Here is an 18,861-nt window from a genome sequence, read left to right on the forward strand (position 1 = left end):
TTTTATATTGATTTATATGTCGAAATTTTCTTAAAATGAAAGAGGGAGGGAAATTATGCATTTACCTAAAAAAGCGACGATTATTGAAGTAGGACCTAGAGACGGTTTACAGAATGAAAAGAACTTTGTCCCAACGGACGTGAAAAAAGAATTTATCTTTCGTTTGAAACAAGCGGGAATCAAAGAAATGGAGCTGACTTCGTTTGTTTCCCCAAAATGGGTTCCGCAAATGCAGGACGCCGGTGAGATTGTCGACTCCTGCATGACCATGGATTCACGTGATATGGTTCTGGCCCCTAATAAAAGAGGGATCGAGCGTGTCTACGAAACAGGCTGCCGGTCCGTGGCAGTATTCGTAGGTGTCAGTAACACCTTTAATCAGAAAAACATCAACAAGACAACGGATGAAGCCCTTGAAGGACTGGCTCCTCTTATTTATGAGCTGAAAGAACGGGGCTACTTCGTAAGAGCCTGTATCTCCACCGCTTTCTATTGTCCATACGAAGGAAAAATCTTACCGGAGGACACCCTTTCTCTGTGTAAGAAATTTGTTTCTTTGGGTGTGGACGAATTAAGTGTCGCCGATACGATTGGTCGGGCCAATCCTTTAGAAGCCCATGATCTGTTTGCTTTGCTCAAGCAGGAATTGCCCCACACATTACTGACTGCGCATTTTCATGACACCCGTAAGATGGCCTTGGCGAATATCCTGGCGTCGCTTCAAGCGGGGATCGACCGCTTTGACACCAGTGCCGGCGGGCTTGGGGGCTGCCCCTTCGCCCCAGGTGCAACCGGGAATGTCGCCACCGAGGATGTAGTGTACATGTTGGAGGAAATGGGGATTTCCACAGGGGTGGATCCCGAGAAGCTTGCAATGGCCATCGAGCTTGTGAAGCCCCATGTCAGCCGCCCGATTGAAAGCGGTTACTACCGCCTGTATGAATTGAATCAATCGTGAATACGTCCCCTCTCCTTAGAGCAATCTATACCAGATAACCCTTAAGGAGATGAGCCATATGAGCCAAAAACGCGATAAAGGATTCAGTCAAAAAGGAAAACCCAATGCAGATACAGTTTCACATACCATAGCGAAAGAAGAACTGGATAAAGCCATTCATCCAACTAAAGGACAAAATGCTAAATCGTAAGTTCCATGCCTGAAAAGGTGTCTCTCCCAGAGGCACCTTTTTTATTTCGCCTTCAAAATTCCTCTTTTTTCCTTCATTTGCTACAATATGAATAAACGATTTTCCCAGAGGTGATGACGATGAGAAAAAAACTGGCGATCCTTGGGGGCACCCTTTCCTCTATCGGTCTGCTTGGCGTTTATATTACCAATCGATTTATGTATTTACCGAAAAAAGGGGATGACTTCATCCGTGCACGTGAAACCGAATCGACCCGAATGATTGAAGAGGAATATGACTCCCTTCCTAAAGAAGAGGTGCTGATCCCTTCCCGATACGGTTATGACATTAAGGCGGTCTTCGTGAAGCCCCACCCCCATAATAAATTCATGATCTTTTCCCATGGGGTGACGGAAAATAAATGGAACTCGATCAAATATATGAATCTCTTCCTCAAACAGGGATTTAATGCCGTGATTTATGACCACAGGCGTCATGGGGAATCCGGCGGGAAGACGACAAGCTATGGATATTTTGAAAAATATGATCTAAAGGCCGTGGTGGATGAGCTGATCCGTCGTGAAGGGGAGGATGTCTTCTTCGGGATCCACGGAGAATCGATGGGGGCTGCCACCCTGCTTTTATATGCCGGCAGCGTGGAAGACCGGGCGGATTTTTATATTGCCGACTGTCCTTTCTCCGACTTTGGTGAACAGCTCTCTTACCGCATGGGTGTAGAAGTGAAGATGCCGGCAAAATTCCTTCTTCCCCTCGTCAATCGGACGCTAAAGCTCAGGCAAGGGTATACACTAAAGGATTTATCACCTATTTCGGTTGTCCATAACATCCAAAAGCCCGTGCTATTCATTCACAGCAAAAATGATGACTTTATCCTGCCTCAAATGACAAAGGATCTGTACGAAAAAAAGCAGGGTCCAAAGGAGCTTTTCCTCGATTTCCACGGGACCCACGCCCAATCGTATAATGATAACCCGGAAGAATACGAGGATTTGATCCAACGGTTCCTGGAGCAATTTGTTTTAAAGGGAAAGGATGTCGTCTCATGATTCCAACGGATTTCAGGTTAAAAATGCAAACGATGTATGGGGATTCGGGGGATGAATGGATCACGGATACGGAGGATCTCATGGAGTCATTAAAAGACCGATTCCAGTTAACCTACGGTGAGCCTTTTTCTCTAAGCTATAACTTCGTGATTCCCGTCCAGACCCTGCATGAGCGAGCCGTTTTAAAGATCGGGTATCCGAACAATGATTTCTCCAATGAGTTTCATGCCCTTCAGGATTTCCAAGGAAAGGGAATGGTGAAGATGCTCGACTACAGTAAGGAAGAAGGCTGGATTCTTTTAGATCGCCTCATGCCAGGATCTTCCCTCCTCTCTATTGAGGATGAAGAAGAGGTGCTCTCTGTCTTCGCCCATACCGCCCAGGGACTTTGGCATAAACCTGTCAGCAACCACCCCTACCCTATGGTTGAATCCTGGTCAAAGGGAATCGGAAGGTTACGGGAGCGATTTAACGGCGGAACCGGCCCCATTCCTCCGGAGCTCGTCGGAAAAGCTGAAGCGCTATATCCGCAGCTCTTGAGTACTGGGACAGATTTCTATCTTCTTCACGGTGATCTGCATCACGGGAATATACTCTTCTCTGAGTCTTCAGGCTGGACGGCCATCGATCCAAAAGGACTCATCGGCGAGCGGGAATATGACTGCATTCAGTTTATGTTGAATGAGTGGAAGAAATGGGAGGTGCCTTTGGAGCTGCTCCGATACAGGACCCGGACTATCGCTTCCCTTCTTTCCCTTTCTTATGGGCGTTTGATCCGATACGGGTTCTGTCATTCGATTCTATCTGCCTGCTGGTCTGTAGAGGATGGTATGGGTGGATGGAAAACAGGGGTTACTTTGGCGGGGATGTTTGACGAGTTGATGAGGGAAAACGAAGCTGACTCTTAAAATCTAACTAAGAGTCAGCTTCGTTTCTTTTCATTCCCCTGGAAACATCAAAAAGTTCATTCTCCCATTTATGATCTGCCCGGAGCTTTTTAATTGGAATGTATTGCTTTGTGAAGAAAAATCAATCTTCAGTTCTTCATCAAGAAAGACCATCTTTGACTTTTCTACAAATATCGATAAGGTGTTGGTTTCTATTTTTATATCTTCACCCTCAACAGGATGATGGACAAACCATAAGGTAGGAATGCCGCTCACCACACAGCCGCAGCCTTCTGTATCGTATTTTAATTTCAGGTGACCCTTTTGTGTCCCAATTTTATCTTGAATCTTTCGGGTTGCTTCGTTCGTTAGTTGGATTTTCATTCGACGACCTCCTCTGCCCCTTATCCTATCATATTTCATTTGATTCCTTTAGAATATTGCTTTTTTACTCTTTTCATCTTACTATCGATAGTGGGGATTCTTTTGTATTTTCTAGAAAGGGTGGGTTTTCATGACAAAAGCTCAAATTAAAGTGAATGATAACGGTTCTTTTCGCGTAAGCGGCGATGTGGAACTGATTGATGCCGACGGAAATGTATTTCCAACGAAACAAGTGTTTACCCTTTGCCGCTGCGGTTTATCAACCAACATGCCGTTCTGCGACGCTTCTCACAAAGGAAAATTCGAATCATGTGTGCGTGCCGAAAAGGTATTGGACGAAGAGTAAATGGAATGAAAAGAGAGACTTCACCCGAAGTCTCTCTTTTTATTTTTAAGATCAGTCGAAAAAACGAATGTCCACAACGCTTTCAAGGGGAATATAGTGTACGTCTTCGAACCTGTCTACGACGTGCAGCTTCCCATCCAGCGGGTCGACATGATGAACGGTTCCAATCGATAATTGATGACGATGCTTTGCATAGTGAGTAATCGATACCATTCTACCAAACTCCATCGCCTCTGCCACGACTTCATTCATCCTGTCCAGCTCCTGCTCGTCAAGTTCGACCCTCTTTTCGTGCGTATCTTCCTTTGCCCAATCCCTTAAGAGTTTTACATGCTCGGGCAGCATCATGGATGTCCATTTGATTCTTCCTCGATCGCGGATCAATACTCTCACCTCCTCTATTCCTTACGATTTATGTCCGCCCACCAGGCGGGCACGATGCCTTGCTGTCCCGGCTTCCGTATAGGAAACCGCGCGGAGCAGGGCACCTGACCCGTATTTGTTCCGGATGTGATCCACTACATACCCGAGTTCCCGCTTTTCCCAGCGGTCAGGTTCGAAAAGTGAAACCTGCAGCGCCCCGTCCTCTACGATATTTGAAAGGGCAATGTTGATTTTCCGTACGGTTTTTCCATTGTAGTTTTCTTCGAATAATTGCAGGCAGACCCGGTACAGATCCATCGTGATATTGGTCGGTTCCTCTATCGTCCGGGACCGGTGGAACCCCCCGCCGAATTCTTCATGGCTGTAGCCGATCCCAAAGCTGACGGTCCTGCCTGCCTTACGATGGGTCCGGGCGCGTCTTGCGACTTCTTCGCACATTTCTAAAATGACACGTTTGATTTCTTTTTTCTCCTTATAGTCCCGCAACAGGATCTGCCCCTTGCCGAAGCTGACCTGCCCATCCATGATCGGGGCCCCGATTTCGGATAGGTCCACCCCCCAGGCATGGTAATAAAGCTGATTGCCCATCACACCGAACTTCGCCTCAAGCTTCTCCAGGTCATACTTCGCCAATTGGCCGACAGAGAAAATGCCCATGCGATTGAGGGTCTTCTCAAGGCGTCCGCCGATCCCCCACATTTCACGGAGCGGGGACAGGGGCCACAGCTTTTCAGGGACGTCTTCATATGTCCACTCGGCAATCCCCTTTTTCTTTGCTTCAAGATCCAGGCACAGCTTGGACAAGAGCAAATTGGGGCCGATTCCTATGGCGCATGGAAGCTGGAATTCCCTTTCCATATCATCTTTGATTTTGCGGGCGATGGTGGTGGCGTCTCCCCAGAGACCCGTCGCTCCATCAATCTTGATGAAGCTTTCATCCACGCTGTACGTATGGATGGCATCCTTCGGCACGTAACGATGAAACAGGCGGGTCAGCTCCGTGGAAATCCGGACATACGTCGCCATTTTCGGCTCTACCAGCCGGATGCGCGGGTCGTTTGGAATTTCAAACATCCGCGATCCCGTTTTGATCCCAAAGTCCTTCTTCATCCTGGGCGAGGCCGCCAGCACAATACTTCCCTGCCGACTTTTGTCCCCCACGACAGCCAAGTGGCATTCAAGGGGATCCAGCCCCTCCATGACAGCCGAACAGCTAGCATAAAAGCTCTTCATATCGATGCACAAAATCTTGTGGTGTGGCAGCACACTGTAATCGACAGTCATATCTTCGTCCTCCATTTTACCCAAATAGAACAAACGTTCTTATATAGTATATCTATGATTCTAACCGAATATACGTTCCCTTTCAACTTAAATAAATGGAAAAGGAGAGAATAAAAAGAAAAGCGGAGGCGGCTTGGTTAGGCCCGACAAGCATAAGATGAATTGACCAGAAAGGCGTTCTTTGCCTTTTTGGTCAATTTAGCTTATGACCTCGAGGGACTAGCCGCCGGAGCTGGATCAAGAAAAGCGGAGGCGGCTTGGGCAGGCCCGGCAAGCCCTCAAGGTGAAACAAAAGTCAGATTATGTCGATATTTTTGTCATGAAATACATAGTCATAATTTCCTATAATTGCTAAAATTCAAATGAACATACCTTATCAGGACTAGGGAGGCGTAACATGGCGAAAGTGATTGTGATGTATGAAAAGCCGAAGGATCAGGAAGCGTGCGAGGAATATTACTTCAACACCCATATGCCGATCGCAGGAAAGGTACCCCATGTAAAAAATGCGAATGTACAGCGGGTATTATCCAATCAAAATACGGATTTGTCGCTCTATTTAGTAACGGAGATCGAGTTTGAAAACAAAGCGGATATGAAAGAGGCGTTCAAGTCAGAAGAATGGAAAGCAGTGGGAGATGACGTTCCCAACTTTATGAAATACTTAGAAAAACCGCCAATCATCACCATAGTGGAGTAAAAATACTACACTCAAAGTAAAATGGAAAAAGGGCAAAATCACCTGGTGATTTTGCCCTTTCCTATTCCTACATCAGCCTCTTCCGGCTTGGAACCCCGGATATTTCGTCATGCCCCCATCGGCAATGAGTGTCGTTCCCGTAACATAGCTTGCCTGATCAGAGGCGAGAAAAGCCGCGCAGGAAGCAACCTGTTCGGGTTCCCCGATATATCCCATTGGAATAAGCTTTTCCACTCCCTTTTTTTTCTCAGGATCGGAAAACTTCTCGGCATTGATGGGTGTATCAATGGCACCGGGGGCAATATTGTTTACCCGGATTCCATCGGGTGCGAATTCCAATGCAAGACTTTCCATTAATAATTTCACCCCACCCTTACTGGCTGCATAGTGAGCAAAGTGAGGCCAAGGGATGATTTCATGTACGGAAGAAACATTGATGATCGAACCCTTGATTTTGTGCTCGAGCATGTATTTCGCCGCTTCACGGCATCCGAGAAATGTGCCGGTTAAGTTTGTATTGATGACCCTCTGCCAATCTTCAATCGGCAGGTTTTCAGACGGAACTTCATTTTCAATCCCCGCATTATTCACATAGAGATCAAGACGGCCATACGTATCATGGGCAAAGCGGACAAAGCCCTGGACATCTTCTTCTTTAGACACATCCCCCTGAATGATGGAGGCGGTCCCTCCGGCTTCTTCGATTTCCTTTACCAGTGCTTCAGGGTTTTCTTCTTCTTTGAAATAATTGATGACCACCTTGCAGCCTTCACTGGCAAACCGTTTGGCAATCGCCTTCCCTATGCCAGTGGCAGCACCCGTGATAATGACAACCTTACCCGTTAAATCTGAATACATTTTCCATTCCTCCTTAATCTTTCGTGAAACCTAATAGAACGCCGCCGATAATGATCAGAACACATCCTGCAATGACAAGGAGGATTTGTTTTTTTGATTTCTTTTCACCTAAGAAAAACAAACCTCCAAGGGTAGAAATGACGATTCCCGTCTGGGACAGGGAGAAGCTTGTGGCGACTCCGATACGGGGAAGGGCAAGCAGCAACCCGAGATTCCCCGATGCCCACATGAGTCCGGTTAAGATATTTCGAATCGTATATTTGTTAAAGGGTTTATGTCTGAAAGTGATGACAACGGCTCCGATGAACATACCGATCGCCTGTGGCAAAATGGCTTCCCAGCCGTCAATGTCGAACCATCTTAATATGACGACATAGGCTATGTATCCACAACTTGAAAGGAGCAGCGTCATCAGACCTTTTTTCAGCTGAGAATCTTGATCCCCCTCGGATTTTTGAGTGAATGAGGTCAGGACGACCCCGATGATAAGAGCTAAAACGGCTCCGCTTCCGAGAAGGATCGTTTCAGTCGTTTTCCATTCTTTAAATACCAGAACACCAAAGAGAGTCGTTCCAATCAGCTGCATTCCCGTTGAAATCGGGACAGTTTTCGAAACGCCGATGAATTTTACACTTGCCAGCTGATTCACTTGTCCGACTGCCCAGAAGACTCCGGAAATAAAGCCGATCCCCCAGACGAATAACGTTAACTCCGGGGACTTGATGAAGAAAACGCCAATCGCAAACAGCAGTGATCCAACAGTGATCCCAACCGTTTGACTGTATGCATTCCCTCCCAGTTTTACACTTACAAACACTAGGCTTCCCCACGCGACGGCGGGGATCAGGGCTAGAAGAATCCCTATCATACGTCCACATCCTTTTTCCAACAATGATCATAGTTTTCCTCTGAAACGAAAATTCTAGCCGTTTCGACAGAAAAACCTAAAATATTTTCCACTCTCACATGCATACCCTTCTTCCGCCCGGTATAACCTCAAAAAAAAAGAAAGCGTTGGGATGTAATCAACAACGCTTTCTTCTGTATCATTTGATGGTGGAAGTATGTATCGGGACGATGACTCTTTCATTCTCAATATTCACCATGACATGGACATCCTGGTCGATGGAAAGATCTTTGAACCGTAACGAATATAGGCCGGTGGGATTTTTTTCGATGGACTGGATGACCACCTGTGAAAACCGTGGATCTCTCATGACCAATTTAACGACAGTCTCTTCGATTTTGCTTTGCTTATCTGTCAGAAATACCAATTGATCTGCCGAAGCTCTTCTGGGATAAGATTCCTGCAGCTCACCATTGAAAGTCACACTCACTTTTTTGCCCATTTCTATGTCTTCTTTATGAAGTTTTTCATCTCGATCCGTCATCATGATGGTTTGTTGATCGAAAGAAAACCAAATATCATTGATCAGCACTTGATTGTTTTCCAACTGGGTCACAAAGCCTATGAAATCTGTGCTCGCTTGAGATGAATTGACAGATGTTGAAAGTCCGCAGCCGGTGATGAGGAAACAGGAACAAAAGATCATAACAGTCAAACATTTTTTCATAGACTCCCCCCTTATTACATTAGACGATTGAGGGCACCAAATGGTTTCACTATTTTTTGAAGAAAAGGTTATTTCCTACTTTTTCGACAAAAGATGGGAACAATTGATAGATCCAGCTTCCTATATTCATCCATCGTGGCAGGTTGATTTCCCTCTTGTTGGTAAAGAGCGCAGCCACGACCGTCCCGGCTACATCTTCAGGATCCAGCATGAACTTCTGCACATTCTTGACATACGTCCCCGATTCATCGGCAATGGAGAAGAAGCCTGTCGCAATCGGCCCTGGGTTTACCGCCGTCACCTTCACCCCATACCTTCTTGCTTCCATCCTTACACTGTTCGTATACCCAAGGACAGCATGCTTGGAAGCGGAATATGCACTTGATTTCGGGGTGGCGAACTTCCCAGCCTGAGAAGCGATATTGATGATATGCCCGAAGCCCTGCTCGCGCATATGGGGAAGCACTTCCCCTGTACATGCCATAAGTCCAAGAACATTCACATCGATCATGCCTTTCACATCTTGAAAGGAGGTTTCATGCGCTTCCTGGAAGATCCCGTATCCAGCATTATTGATCAAGGCGTGGATCGATCCGAAATCCTCGAGGATCGTGTTGAAGACACGGGGGATTTGATCATAATCCGTTACATTTAAAGGATACACTTCCACCTTACACTTGAATTCCGCTGTCAGCTTTTCCTTCAATGCTTGGAGAAGATGGACACGGCGTGCGATCAATGCAAGATTCCCGCCGTTTTCTGCGACCTTGATGGCCATCTGTTCCCCGATTCCTCCCGAGGCACCGGTAATGATAATCGTTTTCCCTTTGATTCTACTGTTCATATATCGTCACATCTTTCTAAGCAAAATAATAATAGATCCCATCAAGCTTTTCTTTACGGATGAATTGAAGCGATTCCAGGTAATCCAGTTGCCCGATGGTTTCAGATAAGGTCAGACCCAGCTCCTTTTGATACACAGAAGGAAATAACGCCTTACATATCTCAAATACGGTCACGCGGTTTCCTTTGATCATTTCGAGGACACCTTTCGCTCTTTCATCCTGTTTCCTTAATCTCTTCGGAATTAATCCATGGACATCCGTCACATCGGCCCCATGCCCTGTGTAGGCAATGGAAATCGGATAATCCAGAAGCTTCTTCAAAGAAGCATTGTACTCAAGCATTGGCTTCGGACGCCCGGTCTCCCCTTCAAAAGGCGGTTCGATGAGGGGATTGGGAGAAATCGTTGCGAGTATATGGTCCCCGGCTATCAGAACCCCATCACGTTCCCGGTAAAAGGACAGGTGACTCTGGGCATGGCCAAGCGTTTCGATGATGGACCACCCTTCCATTCCGGGTACGGAATCCCCTTCACCTATCTCTACATCCAGCTTCCGGTCCCCCATGAATTTCAACGGACTCTTGAATTTAGGCACCGCCGTTCGATACACTTCAGGCAGTCCTGATTCCATGGCCAGCTGCATGAAGAAACGATCGTATACTTCATGAAAACGGGCGTCGCGGTGGAGCCAGAAGCGGTTATATCGGTGACCATACACGGTAACCGCAGATGGAAAACGATCAAGCAATCCTGCATGATCGGGATGATGATGGGTCAGGACGATTTGTTCGATATCCCCCGGTGTGTAACCCAATATGGATAATTGTTCAGTCAGCTGCACCCATGCCGTATCGGTAAGAGGACCTGCATCGACCAGTGTCAGTGCATCCCCTTTCACTAAATAAACATTCACATCTCCTACGGCAAATGGGGTGGAGAGTGTGATTTTTGCAATATCATTCACTAAGGTTGTCATATTTTCACCACATTCTTCATAATAAAAAAAGGTAAGCACATAGTACACTACCCATTATGTCAGTCATTTCCAGAAAAATGAATGACCCTTCATTACCTAGTGTACATTTTTTCCGTCATGATGTCATTTTTAAAATGATTGAATATACTGAAATAAACACTTGACAGAAGAGCTGTCTTTCTATGATAATCACCTATAATATAGATTTGTATTTAATCAACAGTTACTGATACAGGAAAAAGCGATGACAAAGACCAGTAGTGAATAGATGATGTCAGAGATCGGGGCCCACCGGCTGAAAGGCACCGTCGTCCTCTCTATTCATGAACCTGCCTTTTGAGCGTCTTAAAACAGAACGTTTACCGGCGTTAACGGAATTCGAGTGTGTTCATCTCCTTTATTGGAAATGGACAAAACAAGGTGGTACCACGGAAGAGAGACCCTTTCGTCCTTTATGGATGAGAGGGTCTGTTTTTTTTCAAAACAGGAGGAGGAATGAGCAGGTGAAGACATTGTTTGTTGGAGCGGGATCGATGGCCCATGCTTTGATGAGTGGCGCTTTGAAGGCAGGGGTATTGGATAAGGAAGAAGTATATGTGACCAATCGTGCCAACCGGGAGCGTTTAGAGGAAATCACGCACGAATTCTGTGTCCGAAAAGGAGAAAGGGACGCAGTCTATGATGTGATCATCCTCGCCATGAAACCAAAGGACTTTCAAGAAGCGGCAAAGTCGATCAGAGCCTTCCTTTCTGAAAATACGCTGGTCATTTCTGTACTGGCCGGAATCACCATGGAACATATAAGCGACAAGCTCTCCTTTAACGGAGCCGTAGCAAGGGCCATGCCGAATACCAGTGCCGCCATGGGAAAATCAGCAACAGCCGTGTCATTTAACCGACACCTCTCAAACTCCCAGAAGGAATGGACGAAAACTCTCTTTCAATCCGTCGGTACAGCAGCGGAAATCGAGGAAGAGAAGCTGGACCTGATCACGGCCCTATCCGGGAGCGGGCCGGCTTATATCTATTATGTCGCCGAATTACTCAAAGATGCTGCCGTAGAATTGGGCCTGGAAGAGAACCTAGCTGAAAGCCTTGTCACTCAAACGATCGCTGGGGCAAGCGCCATGCTTAGAGAGTCAGGATTGGACGCGCAGGAACTAAGAAGAAACGTAACCAGTGCAGGTGGAACGACCGAAGCGGGAATTGCTGCCTTGGAAGAATATCAAGTGAGAGATGCATTTTTCCAATGTATTTCTTCAGCAAAGAACCGCTCACAGGAGCTGGGAAGTGAATTACAGAAGCAATCTTTGAAAAAATAAACCCAGATAGCCCACCAGGGTTCGCCTATATCCAAGTTCACTGATACAATCAGATCAAAAAAGAAGGTCGACACAAATGAATCTACTACTCATTTTACTTTCTGTTGTCCTTGTCATCTGGATCGTTCTTACCATTGATGTGTGGAAGGGGCTGGGTAAGCTTTCTTCCATAGAAGGAGTACCGGCCAAGGGCAGCGGCCCGCTTCTCTCCATTATTGTTCCTGCGAGGAATGAAGAAGAAACGATCACAGCCAGCATTCGCTCCGGACTTAAGCAGGATTATGGGCGGATTGAATGGATTCTCGTCAATGACCGCTCAACGGACAGCACACCGGAAAAACTTGAAGCACTGGCGGAACTGGACAAGCGAATCCGCGTCCTCCATATCGATACACTGGGAAAAGGATGGCTCGGAAAAAATCATGCCTTATATCAAGGATACCGTATCTCAGAAGGCTCGCTCATCCTGTTTACCGATGCAGATGTCCTGTTTACAGACCCTTCCATCCTATCCAGAGCTGTATCTTTCTTACAACACAGGAGCCTGGATCATCTCACTCTTGCTCCCGGCATCAAATCACGGACGTTCTGGTTAAAGAGCTTTGTTGCGTTCTTCTTATTCGGTTTCTCTTTTTATAAACGGCCGTGGAAAGCGAATGACCCTTCCTCCGGGACAGGGATGGGGATTGGCGCCTTCAATCTGATCACCCGGTCTGCTTATGAAGAAATCGGTACACATGAATTGATCAAGCACATGCCCGACGATGATCTGCAGCTTGGCATGTACATCAAAAAGTGCGGGAAAAGCCAGGCATTCCTCACTGCCCTGCATTCGCTGGAGGTGGAGTGGTATCACTCATTGAAGGAAGCCTTTACCGGCTTGGAGAAAAATACGTTTGCCGGGCTCAATTACTCCATCCTGCTTGTTTTGTTTGCCATGACGGGCGTGTTCTCTTCCACGGTACTTCCCTTCCTTACGATTTTTTTGTGGGACCCGCTGATTGTGACCGTGAGCATGACCATCATCGTTTTGATCTTCATCACCTATTTGAGAGTCATAAAGAGGATGACGAATGAGTCTCCCCTCCTCCTTCTCTCCCTGCCGGTGACCGCGATGTTATTCATCTATTCGATAGGACGGGCGACGTTTTTGACTTTTAAACGGGGCGGGATCGAGTGGCGCGGGACCGTTTATCCATTGAGGGAGCTGAAGCAAAAGAGAAAATAAAGCACTTTTCTTTTCCCTCAAAAACGTTGTTGTTATAATCGATGTGTATAACTGTTTAGAAACCCGAAATAATTTTGTCATGGAAGGTGATCGGAAATGAAAGCAAAGCTGTTTGAACCATATACGCTTAAAAATGTTGAACTGAAGAACAGGATCGTCATGGCACCCATGTGCATGTACTCCTCCAATCACGAAGATGGGAAAGTCGAAAACTGGCATCGCATCCACTACACAAGCCGTGCTGTCGGCGGGGTCGGACTCATCATCCAAGAAGCGACGGCCGTCACCCCCCAGGGAAGAATTTCCCCTCAGGACCTGGGGATTTGGGATGATGAACATATTGAAGGGTTAAAAGAATTAGTGGACTTGATGAAGGAACAAGGGGCAAAAACAGGGATTCAGCTTGCCCACGCAGGGAGAAAAGCCGTCCTTGAAGGTGACATCCTTGCTCCATCTGCGATTCCATTTAATGATGAGATGAAAACGCCAGTTGAAATGACAGCAGGTGATATTAAAGAAACGATCACCGCCTTCATCAAAGGAGCCGAAAGAGCGAAGAAAGCAGGCTTCGATGTGATCGAGCTCCACGGGGCCCATGGGTATCTCATCAACGAGTTCCTCTCTCCTCTATCCAACAAACGGACAGACGAATATGGTGGTTCAGCAGAAAACCGCTACCGTTTCCTTCGTGAAATCATCGATGGGACTAAACAGGTATGGGACGGACCACTCCTTGTGCGGGTTTCTGCCAAGGATTATCACGACGATGGCCTGGATGTTGAAGACTATGTCGTATTTGCACAATGGATGAAAGAACAAGGCGTCGATTTGATCGATGTAAGTTCCGGCGCCCTTGTACCTGCACGCATCCCCGTATTCCCCGGCTATCAGGTAAAGCTCGCCGAGGCCATTAAAAACGGTGCAGGCATCGACACTGGAGCGGTCGGCCTGATCACAACAGGCATCCAGGCGGAAGAGATCCTGCAAAACGAACGGGCGGACCTGGTACTCCTTGCACGTGAATTGCTGCGGGATCCGTACTGGCCAAGAACCGCTGCCCGTGAGCTCGGTGTTGAGATCGAATCGCCCAAGCAGTATGAGCGCGGCTGGTAACAAAAAAGACACAAAAAAGAGTGTGGAAACTAAATTTCAGGTTCCACACTCTTTTTTTATTCACTCATACACCTTCTGAACTTCATACCGAAACCCAGAATAAGTGTAATTCTGTTTCTGATACATCACTCTCGGCGTATCTTCCCCATCGGCAACCAGAATGACCTTTCTGTCAGGGAACCGTTCCATGACAAACTGTTGAAGCCTGCTGCCAATCCCTTTCTTTTGAAAGGTTTCGTGAACCATCAATCCGTCGATTTCGGCCGAATCCTCATCGATGATCACATCCACCGACCCTGCTGGGGTTCCCTTATAGAAAGCCAGGAGCTGTAACAAACGAGGGCTTTCGAAATTCCGTTTATGCATATCCACCTTTTGGTCGGCAAAATCCGGACCATAGTCCATATCCTGCTCGTATTGGAAGGCAAGATACGCATCGAGCTCATCCTCCGTCACTTCCCTTACCTCAATATCGGGATTGTCTAAAGGCACTGGGAACTGATCCGGTTCAATGACATACAGTTCATTAAAACCAATCTCATATCCTTCTTGTTTAAAATAATTCAGTAGTTCTTCTGAAGGTTTGTGATCCTGTGGAAAAAGAAACTTTACATGCTTCTGCCCTTTCGATTGATGGAACTTCCGCAAAAAAACGGCAGCGTCTTTAAATTCCTCAACAGTAGGCTGTCTCTTGAATGCAAGAAAGTTACTATCATACCTTGTCAGCATTTCCGGAAAATGAATATGTTTATAGAGGGCATTCTCCGCTACGACATGTCCCGGATTATATATATGATCAAATGTGATTTTTTTCATTCGTACTCCCCTTTTCCCCATCTGGTCTTACTCCCATATCCGTTGAACGGATGCTTCTTCCCCTTCCAATTCCACCACAAACACATCCGGATTTGAAAGAGCAAACAACTCTTCATAGCCATACTTCTCGTCAAACAACCTCAAAAGCAGTGTCGTTAAATTACCGTGACTCACACAAACAATGTGATCCTCTTCACTTTTCACCACTTCTTCGACGAAGGCCCTTGCCCGTTCCATCGCCATTTGATTCGACTCACCGCCAGGCAGTGACAAAGAGAAGTCCTCGAAGCTCATCTTTAACTTTTCCATCCAGTCCGGAAGATCCTGATCGCTCAGCACCCTTTCTCCGAGTCTCCCGTCCTCCTGGATCGTGAGTCCCGAACGATCGGCAAAGGGCTTGATGGTATCCAGCGCCCTTACAAACGGACTTGAATAAATCGCTTGTATCGATCGGTTTTCTAAAAAGGCCGCTAATTGTACAGCCTGACGTTCCCCGTCTTCCGTTAAAGGAGCGTGAAACGGCTGTCCTTCCGCTTTCGCATGACGTACGATATAAATCCTCTTCATTGCTCTCCCCCTATTTCTTCAAAGGTATATCGTATTCCATGAAATCTTTTGCCATATAGGTTTCCGGGAATACGCCTCTCGCTTCCTTCTCCAGTTCTTCCCAGGATTCCTTCGTGTACCTGGAAGAAATATGGGTCAGGAAGAGTCGCTTTGCCCCGGCTTGAAGGGCCGTTTCCCCTGCCTGTTCCGTCGTGGAGTGATAATACTCCCGGGCCATTTCCTCTTGATCCCGGTTGAAGGTGGCTTCATGGATCAGGACATCTGCAGACTTAGAAAGCTCCACCGCATTGGAACAAATCCTCGTGTCTCCTAAAATCGTGACAATCCGTCCTGAAATGGAAGGTCCGAGAAAATCCTTACCATTAATTTCCCTGCCATCTTCGAGCCGAACTGTTTCACCCGCTTTTAATCGTTTATAAAGGGGACCCGGCTGCACCCCGACTTCCCGTAATCGATCCACCTGAAGGACACCGGGCTTATCTTTTTCGACCACACGGTATCCGAAGGTAGTCAGCGCGTGATCAAGCTCGAGGGCTTCAACCATGAACCCTTCGTCTTCAAAGGTGACCCCTTCCCCGATTTCCACCACTTCAAGGGGATATTGAAGGTGGGTCCTGCTGACTGAAAGGGAGACGTCGATATACTCTTTGATCCCCTTTGGACCATACACCGTCAGCTGTGATTCCCCCCCTTGGAAGGAACGGCTCCCGAGTAACCCCGGCAGCCCGTAAATATGATCACCGTGAAGGTGGGTAATGAAGATCTTTTCGATCCTTCTTGGTTTTAAGCTTGTATGTAAAATTTGGTGCTGTGTCGCTTCACCGCAATCAAACAACCAGACCGCACCGCGTTCCTCCAATAATTTCAGGGCGATACTGGTCACGTTGCGAAGTTTCGCAGGAACCCCGGCACCCGTACCTAAAAATAACAATTCCACTGTATTCACTCCTCAGATGAGCTTTTCTGTTTCCATTTTAGCATAATCGCCCAAATTTTACCCTTTCCCGGAAAATCAGTCATAAGAATGAAAATTAAAGCCAACATAATGACGAAGATGTTTGTCAAAAAGATAAAACGTTTTCATGCATATACGAAGAAAAAGTCCTCAGCATATAATTTGCTAAATGAATCGGAAGTCTTTAAAATTAAGTAATTGTAGAGGATATTAAATAAGAAGAAACGCATAATTAAGGGTTACAACAAGATAAAGTGAGGTCATGACATTGAATAATTCAACTACACCAACATCTCTGATTACGATCTTTGGAGCGACTGGTGATTTAGCCAAAAGAAAACTCTATCCGTCTCTTTATCATTTGTTCCGTAAAGGGAAAATCTCCAAGCGTTTTGCCGTTGTAGGGGTAGCGCGACGTGAATGGTCGAACGAAGAATTTCAGGAACACGTAAAGACATCGGTACATAAAGCGTTAGGCAGCAATGAAAACATCGATGAGTTCGTCTCACATTTCTATTACCAGCCGAATGATGTTTCAAACAGTGATTCATACAAAGCACTAAAGAACTTATCCGATGAACTGGATGAAACATATGAATTGGAAGGCAACCGCGTATTTTACTTAGCGATGGCGCCTGAATTCTTCGGGACGATTACAGAGCAGTTGAAAAATCAAGGACTAACCGATACAAATGGCTTCCAGCGACTGGTGATTGAAAAGCCGTTCGGTCACGATCTTCCTTCAGCGGAGAAACTGAACAGCCAAATCCGCGAGTCTTTCTCAGAGGATCAGATTTACCGTATCGATCACTACCTCGGTAAAGAAATGGTGCAGAATATCGAAGTCATTCGTTTCTCAAACGCCATGTTTGAACCACTCTGGAACAATCGCTATATTTCGAACATCCAGGTCACTTCATCCGAAGAGCTTGGTGTGGAAGACCGAGGGCGCTACTATGAAAAAAGCGGTGCCCTTCGCGATATGGTTCAAAACCATCTGCTTCAGATGGTCGCGTTACTTGCCATGGAGCCTCCGATCAAATTGACGACGGATGAGATCCGCAGTGAAAAAGTACGTGTGTTGCGATCCCTCCGTCCATTTGAACAGGATGAAGTCAAGGACTATTTCGTTCGAGGTCAATATGGTCCTGGAAAAGCAGGAAACGAAGAACTTCCTGGTTACCGGGAAGCAGAAAACGTGGATGATCAGTCCAATACGGAAACCTATGTTGCCGGTAAATTGATGATTGATAACTTCCGTTGGGCCGGTGTACCATTCTATATCCGTACCGGAAAAAGAATGGAGACAAAGTCAACGAAAATCGTCATCCAGTTCAAAGATATCCCGATGAATCTGTACTACAACCCGGACAAGCCACTCGCCCCTAACCTGTTGGTCATTCACATCCAGCCTGAAGAAGGGATCACCCTTCATCTGAACGTGAAGAAATCCGGGCAGAACATCGAAACGACTCCGGTGAAACTGAACTTTGCCAATACCAGCGTAGATGGCATGAATACACCGGAAGCATATGAAAAACTTCTATTCGATTGTCTGCGTGGAGATGCAACGAATTTCACTCATTGGGATGAAGTGAAACTTTCATGGGCATTCGTCGACAAAATCTCAGAAGTATGGGAACATACACGTGACGGAGAATTCCCGAACTATGAAGCAGGTTCGATGGGACCGAAAGCCGCTGACAATCTGCTGGCAAAAGACGGCTTCTCCTGGTGGCCGATTGCCAATCTTGACGTAGACCAATGCTAAGAAAGGTGTGGAACCAATGAAAATTTATGACGTAACAGCCCCGATCTTTAACGGGATGCCCGTTTACAAGAACAAAGCGGAGAAACAACCGAGTATTGAAACGAATACAAACGGACATGTGACGGAGTCAAGACTCTCCATGGACGTCCATACGGGAACGCATGTCGACGCTCCCCTTCACATGATCAACGACGGGGAAACGATCGAAACGATCGATATCAAAAAGCTCGTCCGTCCTGTAAAAGTATTCGATTTAACTGAAGTCGATGAAAAAATCAGCCTGAAGGATATCGAAGGATTGGACATTGAAGAGAATGACTTCATCCTCTTCAAAACGAAAAATTCCTGGGATACGGAATTCAACTTTGACTTCATCTATGTGGCGGAAGATGCTGCAGCTTATCTAGCAGACAAAAAGATTGCAGGCGTCGCGATCGATGCCCTTGGAATCGAAAGAGCGCAGGAAGGTCACCCGACTCACCGCAGCCTGATGGGAAGCGGCGTCATCATCATGGAAGGCCTTCAGTTGAAGGATATCGAATCCGGCCAGTACTTCATGGTGGCGGCACCACTTAAAATACAAAATACCGATGCATCACCGGCACGCGTGCTGTTGTTTGATGAAATGATCGGGTAAACGTTAGATATGGACTCTCCG

General features: G+C 46.5%; 22 protein-coding genes. 11 read left to right on the forward strand and 11 right to left on the reverse strand.

Going from position 1 to position 18,861, the window contains the following annotated elements:
• Positions 1-55: 55 nt before the first annotated feature.
• From CN378_RS16555 to CN378_RS16565, 4 genes are all read left to right on the forward strand, one after another.
• Entirely contained in the window at positions 56-958 is a 903-nt protein-coding gene (locus CN378_RS16555) for a hydroxymethylglutaryl-CoA lyase (protein WP_098353602.1), read from the forward strand.
• 58 nt (positions 959-1,016) lie between these two features.
• Entirely contained in the window at positions 1,017-1,148 is a 132-nt protein-coding gene (locus tag CN378_RS22990) for a hypothetical protein (RefSeq protein ID WP_257141176.1), read from the forward strand.
• A gap of 119 nt (positions 1,149-1,267) precedes the next feature.
• Positions 1,268-2,194, forward strand: coding sequence for an alpha/beta hydrolase (locus CN378_RS16560; protein WP_098353603.1), 927 nt, complete (start codon positions 1,268-1,270; stop codon positions 2,192-2,194).
• Between the two features lie 80 nt (positions 2,195-2,274).
• On the forward strand, positions 2,275-3,102 hold the full coding sequence (locus CN378_RS16565; protein ID WP_483295098.1) for an aminoglycoside phosphotransferase family protein: 828 nt from the start codon (positions 2,275-2,277) through the stop codon (positions 3,100-3,102).
• Positions 3,103-3,132: 30 nt separating this feature from the next.
• Here CN378_RS16565 and CN378_RS16570 read toward each other — a convergent pair whose 3' ends face one another.
• Positions 3,133-3,465 (reverse strand): iron-sulfur cluster biosynthesis family protein, encoded by a 333-nt coding sequence (locus tag CN378_RS16570; protein ID WP_098353605.1) that lies wholly within the window; start codon positions 3,463-3,465, stop codon positions 3,133-3,135.
• A gap of 130 nt (positions 3,466-3,595) precedes the next feature.
• On the opposite strand from CN378_RS16570, the gene CN378_RS16575 reads away from it, so the two are divergent.
• Entirely contained in the window at positions 3,596-3,811 is a 216-nt protein-coding gene (locus CN378_RS16575) for a CDGSH iron-sulfur domain-containing protein (RefSeq protein ID WP_034758155.1), read from the forward strand.
• Between the two features lie 51 nt (positions 3,812-3,862).
• Here CN378_RS16575 and CN378_RS16580 read toward each other — a convergent pair whose 3' ends face one another.
• On the reverse strand, positions 3,863-4,195 hold the full coding sequence (locus CN378_RS16580) for a YolD-like family protein (RefSeq protein WP_098353606.1): 333 nt from the start codon (positions 4,193-4,195) through the stop codon (positions 3,863-3,865).
• A 21-nt stretch (positions 4,196-4,216) separates the two neighbouring features.
• On the reverse strand, positions 4,217-5,479 hold the full coding sequence (locus CN378_RS16585) for a Y-family DNA polymerase (protein ID WP_098353607.1): 1,263 nt from the start codon (positions 5,477-5,479) through the stop codon (positions 4,217-4,219).
• A 397-nt stretch (positions 5,480-5,876) separates the two neighbouring features.
• Between CN378_RS16585 and CN378_RS16590 the strand changes: the two genes are divergently transcribed.
• Positions 5,877-6,179: an EthD family reductase gene (locus tag CN378_RS16590; protein ID WP_098353608.1), complete on the forward strand. Its 303-nt coding sequence runs from the start codon at positions 5,877-5,879 to the stop codon at positions 6,177-6,179.
• 72 nt (positions 6,180-6,251) lie between these two features.
• On the opposite strand, the gene CN378_RS16595 is transcribed toward CN378_RS16590, so the two are convergent.
• From CN378_RS16595 to CN378_RS16615, 5 genes are all read right to left on the reverse strand, one after another.
• On the reverse strand, positions 6,252-7,037 hold the full coding sequence (locus CN378_RS16595; RefSeq protein WP_098353609.1) for a glucose-1-dehydrogenase: 786 nt from the start codon (positions 7,035-7,037) through the stop codon (positions 6,252-6,254).
• Positions 7,038-7,050: 13 nt separating this feature from the next.
• The gene (locus tag CN378_RS16600) at positions 7,051-7,902 is read right to left on the reverse strand and encodes a GRP family sugar transporter (RefSeq protein WP_098353653.1); all 852 of its coding nucleotides are present in this window, start codon (positions 7,900-7,902) and stop codon (positions 7,051-7,053) included.
• A gap of 181 nt (positions 7,903-8,083) precedes the next feature.
• Positions 8,084-8,611: a DUF3221 domain-containing protein gene (locus CN378_RS16605; RefSeq protein WP_098353610.1), complete on the reverse strand. Its 528-nt coding sequence runs from the start codon at positions 8,609-8,611 to the stop codon at positions 8,084-8,086.
• Between the two features lie 49 nt (positions 8,612-8,660).
• Positions 8,661-9,455: an SDR family NAD(P)-dependent oxidoreductase gene (locus CN378_RS16610; protein WP_098353611.1), complete on the reverse strand. Its 795-nt coding sequence runs from the start codon at positions 9,453-9,455 to the stop codon at positions 8,661-8,663.
• A gap of 16 nt (positions 9,456-9,471) precedes the next feature.
• On the reverse strand, positions 9,472-10,431 hold the full coding sequence (locus CN378_RS16615; protein ID WP_098353654.1) for an MBL fold metallo-hydrolase: 960 nt from the start codon (positions 10,429-10,431) through the stop codon (positions 9,472-9,474).
• 503 nt (positions 10,432-10,934) lie between these two features.
• Here CN378_RS16615 and proC point away from each other — a divergent pair.
• The 3 genes from proC (at position 10,935) to namA (ending at position 14,094) form a co-directional block, all read left to right on the forward strand.
• Positions 10,935-11,753 carry a pyrroline-5-carboxylate reductase gene (proC, locus tag CN378_RS16620; protein WP_179884951.1) on the forward strand — a complete coding sequence of 273 codons (819 nt, stop codon included), beginning with the start codon at positions 10,935-10,937 and terminating at the stop codon, positions 11,751-11,753.
• Between the two features lie 76 nt (positions 11,754-11,829).
• On the forward strand, positions 11,830-12,981 hold the full coding sequence (locus CN378_RS16625) for a glycosyltransferase family 2 protein (protein WP_098353613.1): 1,152 nt from the start codon (positions 11,830-11,832) through the stop codon (positions 12,979-12,981).
• A gap of 96 nt (positions 12,982-13,077) precedes the next feature.
• Positions 13,078-14,094 (forward strand): NADPH dehydrogenase NamA, encoded by a 1,017-nt coding sequence (namA, locus tag CN378_RS16630; RefSeq protein WP_098353614.1) that lies wholly within the window; start codon positions 13,078-13,080, stop codon positions 14,092-14,094.
• 60 nt (positions 14,095-14,154) lie between these two features.
• Here namA and CN378_RS16635 read toward each other — a convergent pair whose 3' ends face one another.
• Genes CN378_RS16635 through rnz form a run of 3 tightly spaced genes read right to left on the reverse strand, consistent with a single transcriptional unit; the run spans position 14,155 to position 16,414 of the window.
• The gene (locus CN378_RS16635) at positions 14,155-14,910 is read right to left on the reverse strand and encodes a GNAT family N-acetyltransferase (RefSeq protein WP_098353655.1); all 756 of its coding nucleotides are present in this window, start codon (positions 14,908-14,910) and stop codon (positions 14,155-14,157) included.
• A 27-nt stretch (positions 14,911-14,937) separates the two neighbouring features.
• Positions 14,938-15,477, reverse strand: a complete 540-nt coding sequence (locus CN378_RS16640) for a histidine phosphatase family protein (protein ID WP_098353615.1) — start codon at positions 15,475-15,477, stop codon at positions 14,938-14,940.
• A gap of 10 nt (positions 15,478-15,487) precedes the next feature.
• Complete coding sequence (rnz, locus tag CN378_RS16645; RefSeq protein ID WP_098353616.1) at positions 15,488-16,414, reverse strand: ribonuclease Z; 927 nt, start codon at positions 16,412-16,414, stop codon at positions 15,488-15,490.
• 280 nt (positions 16,415-16,694) lie between these two features.
• Here rnz and zwf point away from each other — a divergent pair, with 280 nt between their 5' ends.
• Both zwf and CN378_RS16655 read left to right on the forward strand, forming a co-directional pair.
• Entirely contained in the window at positions 16,695-18,203 is a 1,509-nt protein-coding gene (zwf, locus tag CN378_RS16650) for a glucose-6-phosphate dehydrogenase (protein WP_098353617.1), read from the forward strand.
• Positions 18,204-18,219: 16 nt separating this feature from the next.
• Positions 18,220-18,840 (forward strand): cyclase family protein, encoded by a 621-nt coding sequence (locus tag CN378_RS16655; RefSeq protein ID WP_098353618.1) that lies wholly within the window; start codon positions 18,220-18,222, stop codon positions 18,838-18,840.
• The last annotated feature ends 21 nt before the right edge of the window (positions 18,841-18,861 follow it).

This window comes from Bacillus sp. AFS015802, assembly GCF_002561455.1.
Lineage (GTDB): Bacteria > Bacillota > Bacilli > Bacillales > Bacillaceae_B > Rossellomorea.

Bases quoted from the DNA above. Each gene is read 5' to 3' on its own strand.
- CN378_RS16605 (WP_098353610.1), bottom strand. From the start codon at position 8,611: ATGAAAAAATGTTTGACTGTTATGATCTTTTGTTCCTGTTTCCTCATC.
- CN378_RS16595 (WP_098353609.1), bottom strand. From the start codon at position 7,037: ATGTATTCAGATTTAACGGGTAAGGTTGTCATTATCACGGGTGCTGCC.
- zwf (WP_098353617.1), top strand. From the start codon at position 16,695: ATGACATTGAATAATTCAACTACACCAACATCTCTGATTACGATCTTT.
- CN378_RS22990 (WP_257141176.1), top strand. From the start codon at position 1,017: ATGAGCCAAAAACGCGATAAAGGATTCAGTCAAAAAGGAAAACCCAAT.
- CN378_RS16625 (WP_098353613.1), top strand. From the start codon at position 11,830: ATGAATCTACTACTCATTTTACTTTCTGTTGTCCTTGTCATCTGGATC.
- CN378_RS16590 (WP_098353608.1), top strand. From the start codon at position 5,877: ATGGCGAAAGTGATTGTGATGTATGAAAAGCCGAAGGATCAGGAAGCG.
- CN378_RS16655 (WP_098353618.1), top strand. From the start codon at position 18,220: ATGAAAATTTATGACGTAACAGCCCCGATCTTTAACGGGATGCCCGTT.
- CN378_RS16585 (WP_098353607.1), bottom strand. From the start codon at position 5,479: ATGACTGTCGATTACAGTGTGCTGCCACACCACAAGATTTTGTGCATC.
- CN378_RS16570 (WP_098353605.1), bottom strand. From the start codon at position 3,465: ATGAAAATCCAACTAACGAACGAAGCAACCCGAAAGATTCAAGATAAA.
- CN378_RS16610 (WP_098353611.1), bottom strand. From the start codon at position 9,455: ATGAACAGTAGAATCAAAGGGAAAACGATTATCATTACCGGTGCCTCG.
- CN378_RS16565 (WP_483295098.1), top strand. From the start codon at position 2,275: ATGGAGTCATTAAAAGACCGATTCCAGTTAACCTACGGTGAGCCTTTT.
- CN378_RS16575 (WP_034758155.1), top strand. From the start codon at position 3,596: ATGACAAAAGCTCAAATTAAAGTGAATGATAACGGTTCTTTTCGCGTA.
- CN378_RS16635 (WP_098353655.1), bottom strand. From the start codon at position 14,910: ATGAAAAAAATCACATTTGATCATATATATAATCCGGGACATGTCGTA.
- CN378_RS16640 (WP_098353615.1), bottom strand. From the start codon at position 15,477: ATGAAGAGGATTTATATCGTACGTCATGCGAAAGCGGAAGGACAGCCG.
- CN378_RS16555 (WP_098353602.1), top strand. From the start codon at position 56: ATGCATTTACCTAAAAAAGCGACGATTATTGAAGTAGGACCTAGAGAC.
- CN378_RS16560 (WP_098353603.1), top strand. From the start codon at position 1,268: ATGAGAAAAAAACTGGCGATCCTTGGGGGCACCCTTTCCTCTATCGGT.
- namA (WP_098353614.1), top strand. From the start codon at position 13,078: ATGAAAGCAAAGCTGTTTGAACCATATACGCTTAAAAATGTTGAACTG.
- CN378_RS16615 (WP_098353654.1), bottom strand. From the start codon at position 10,431: ATGACAACCTTAGTGAATGATATTGCAAAAATCACACTCTCCACCCCA.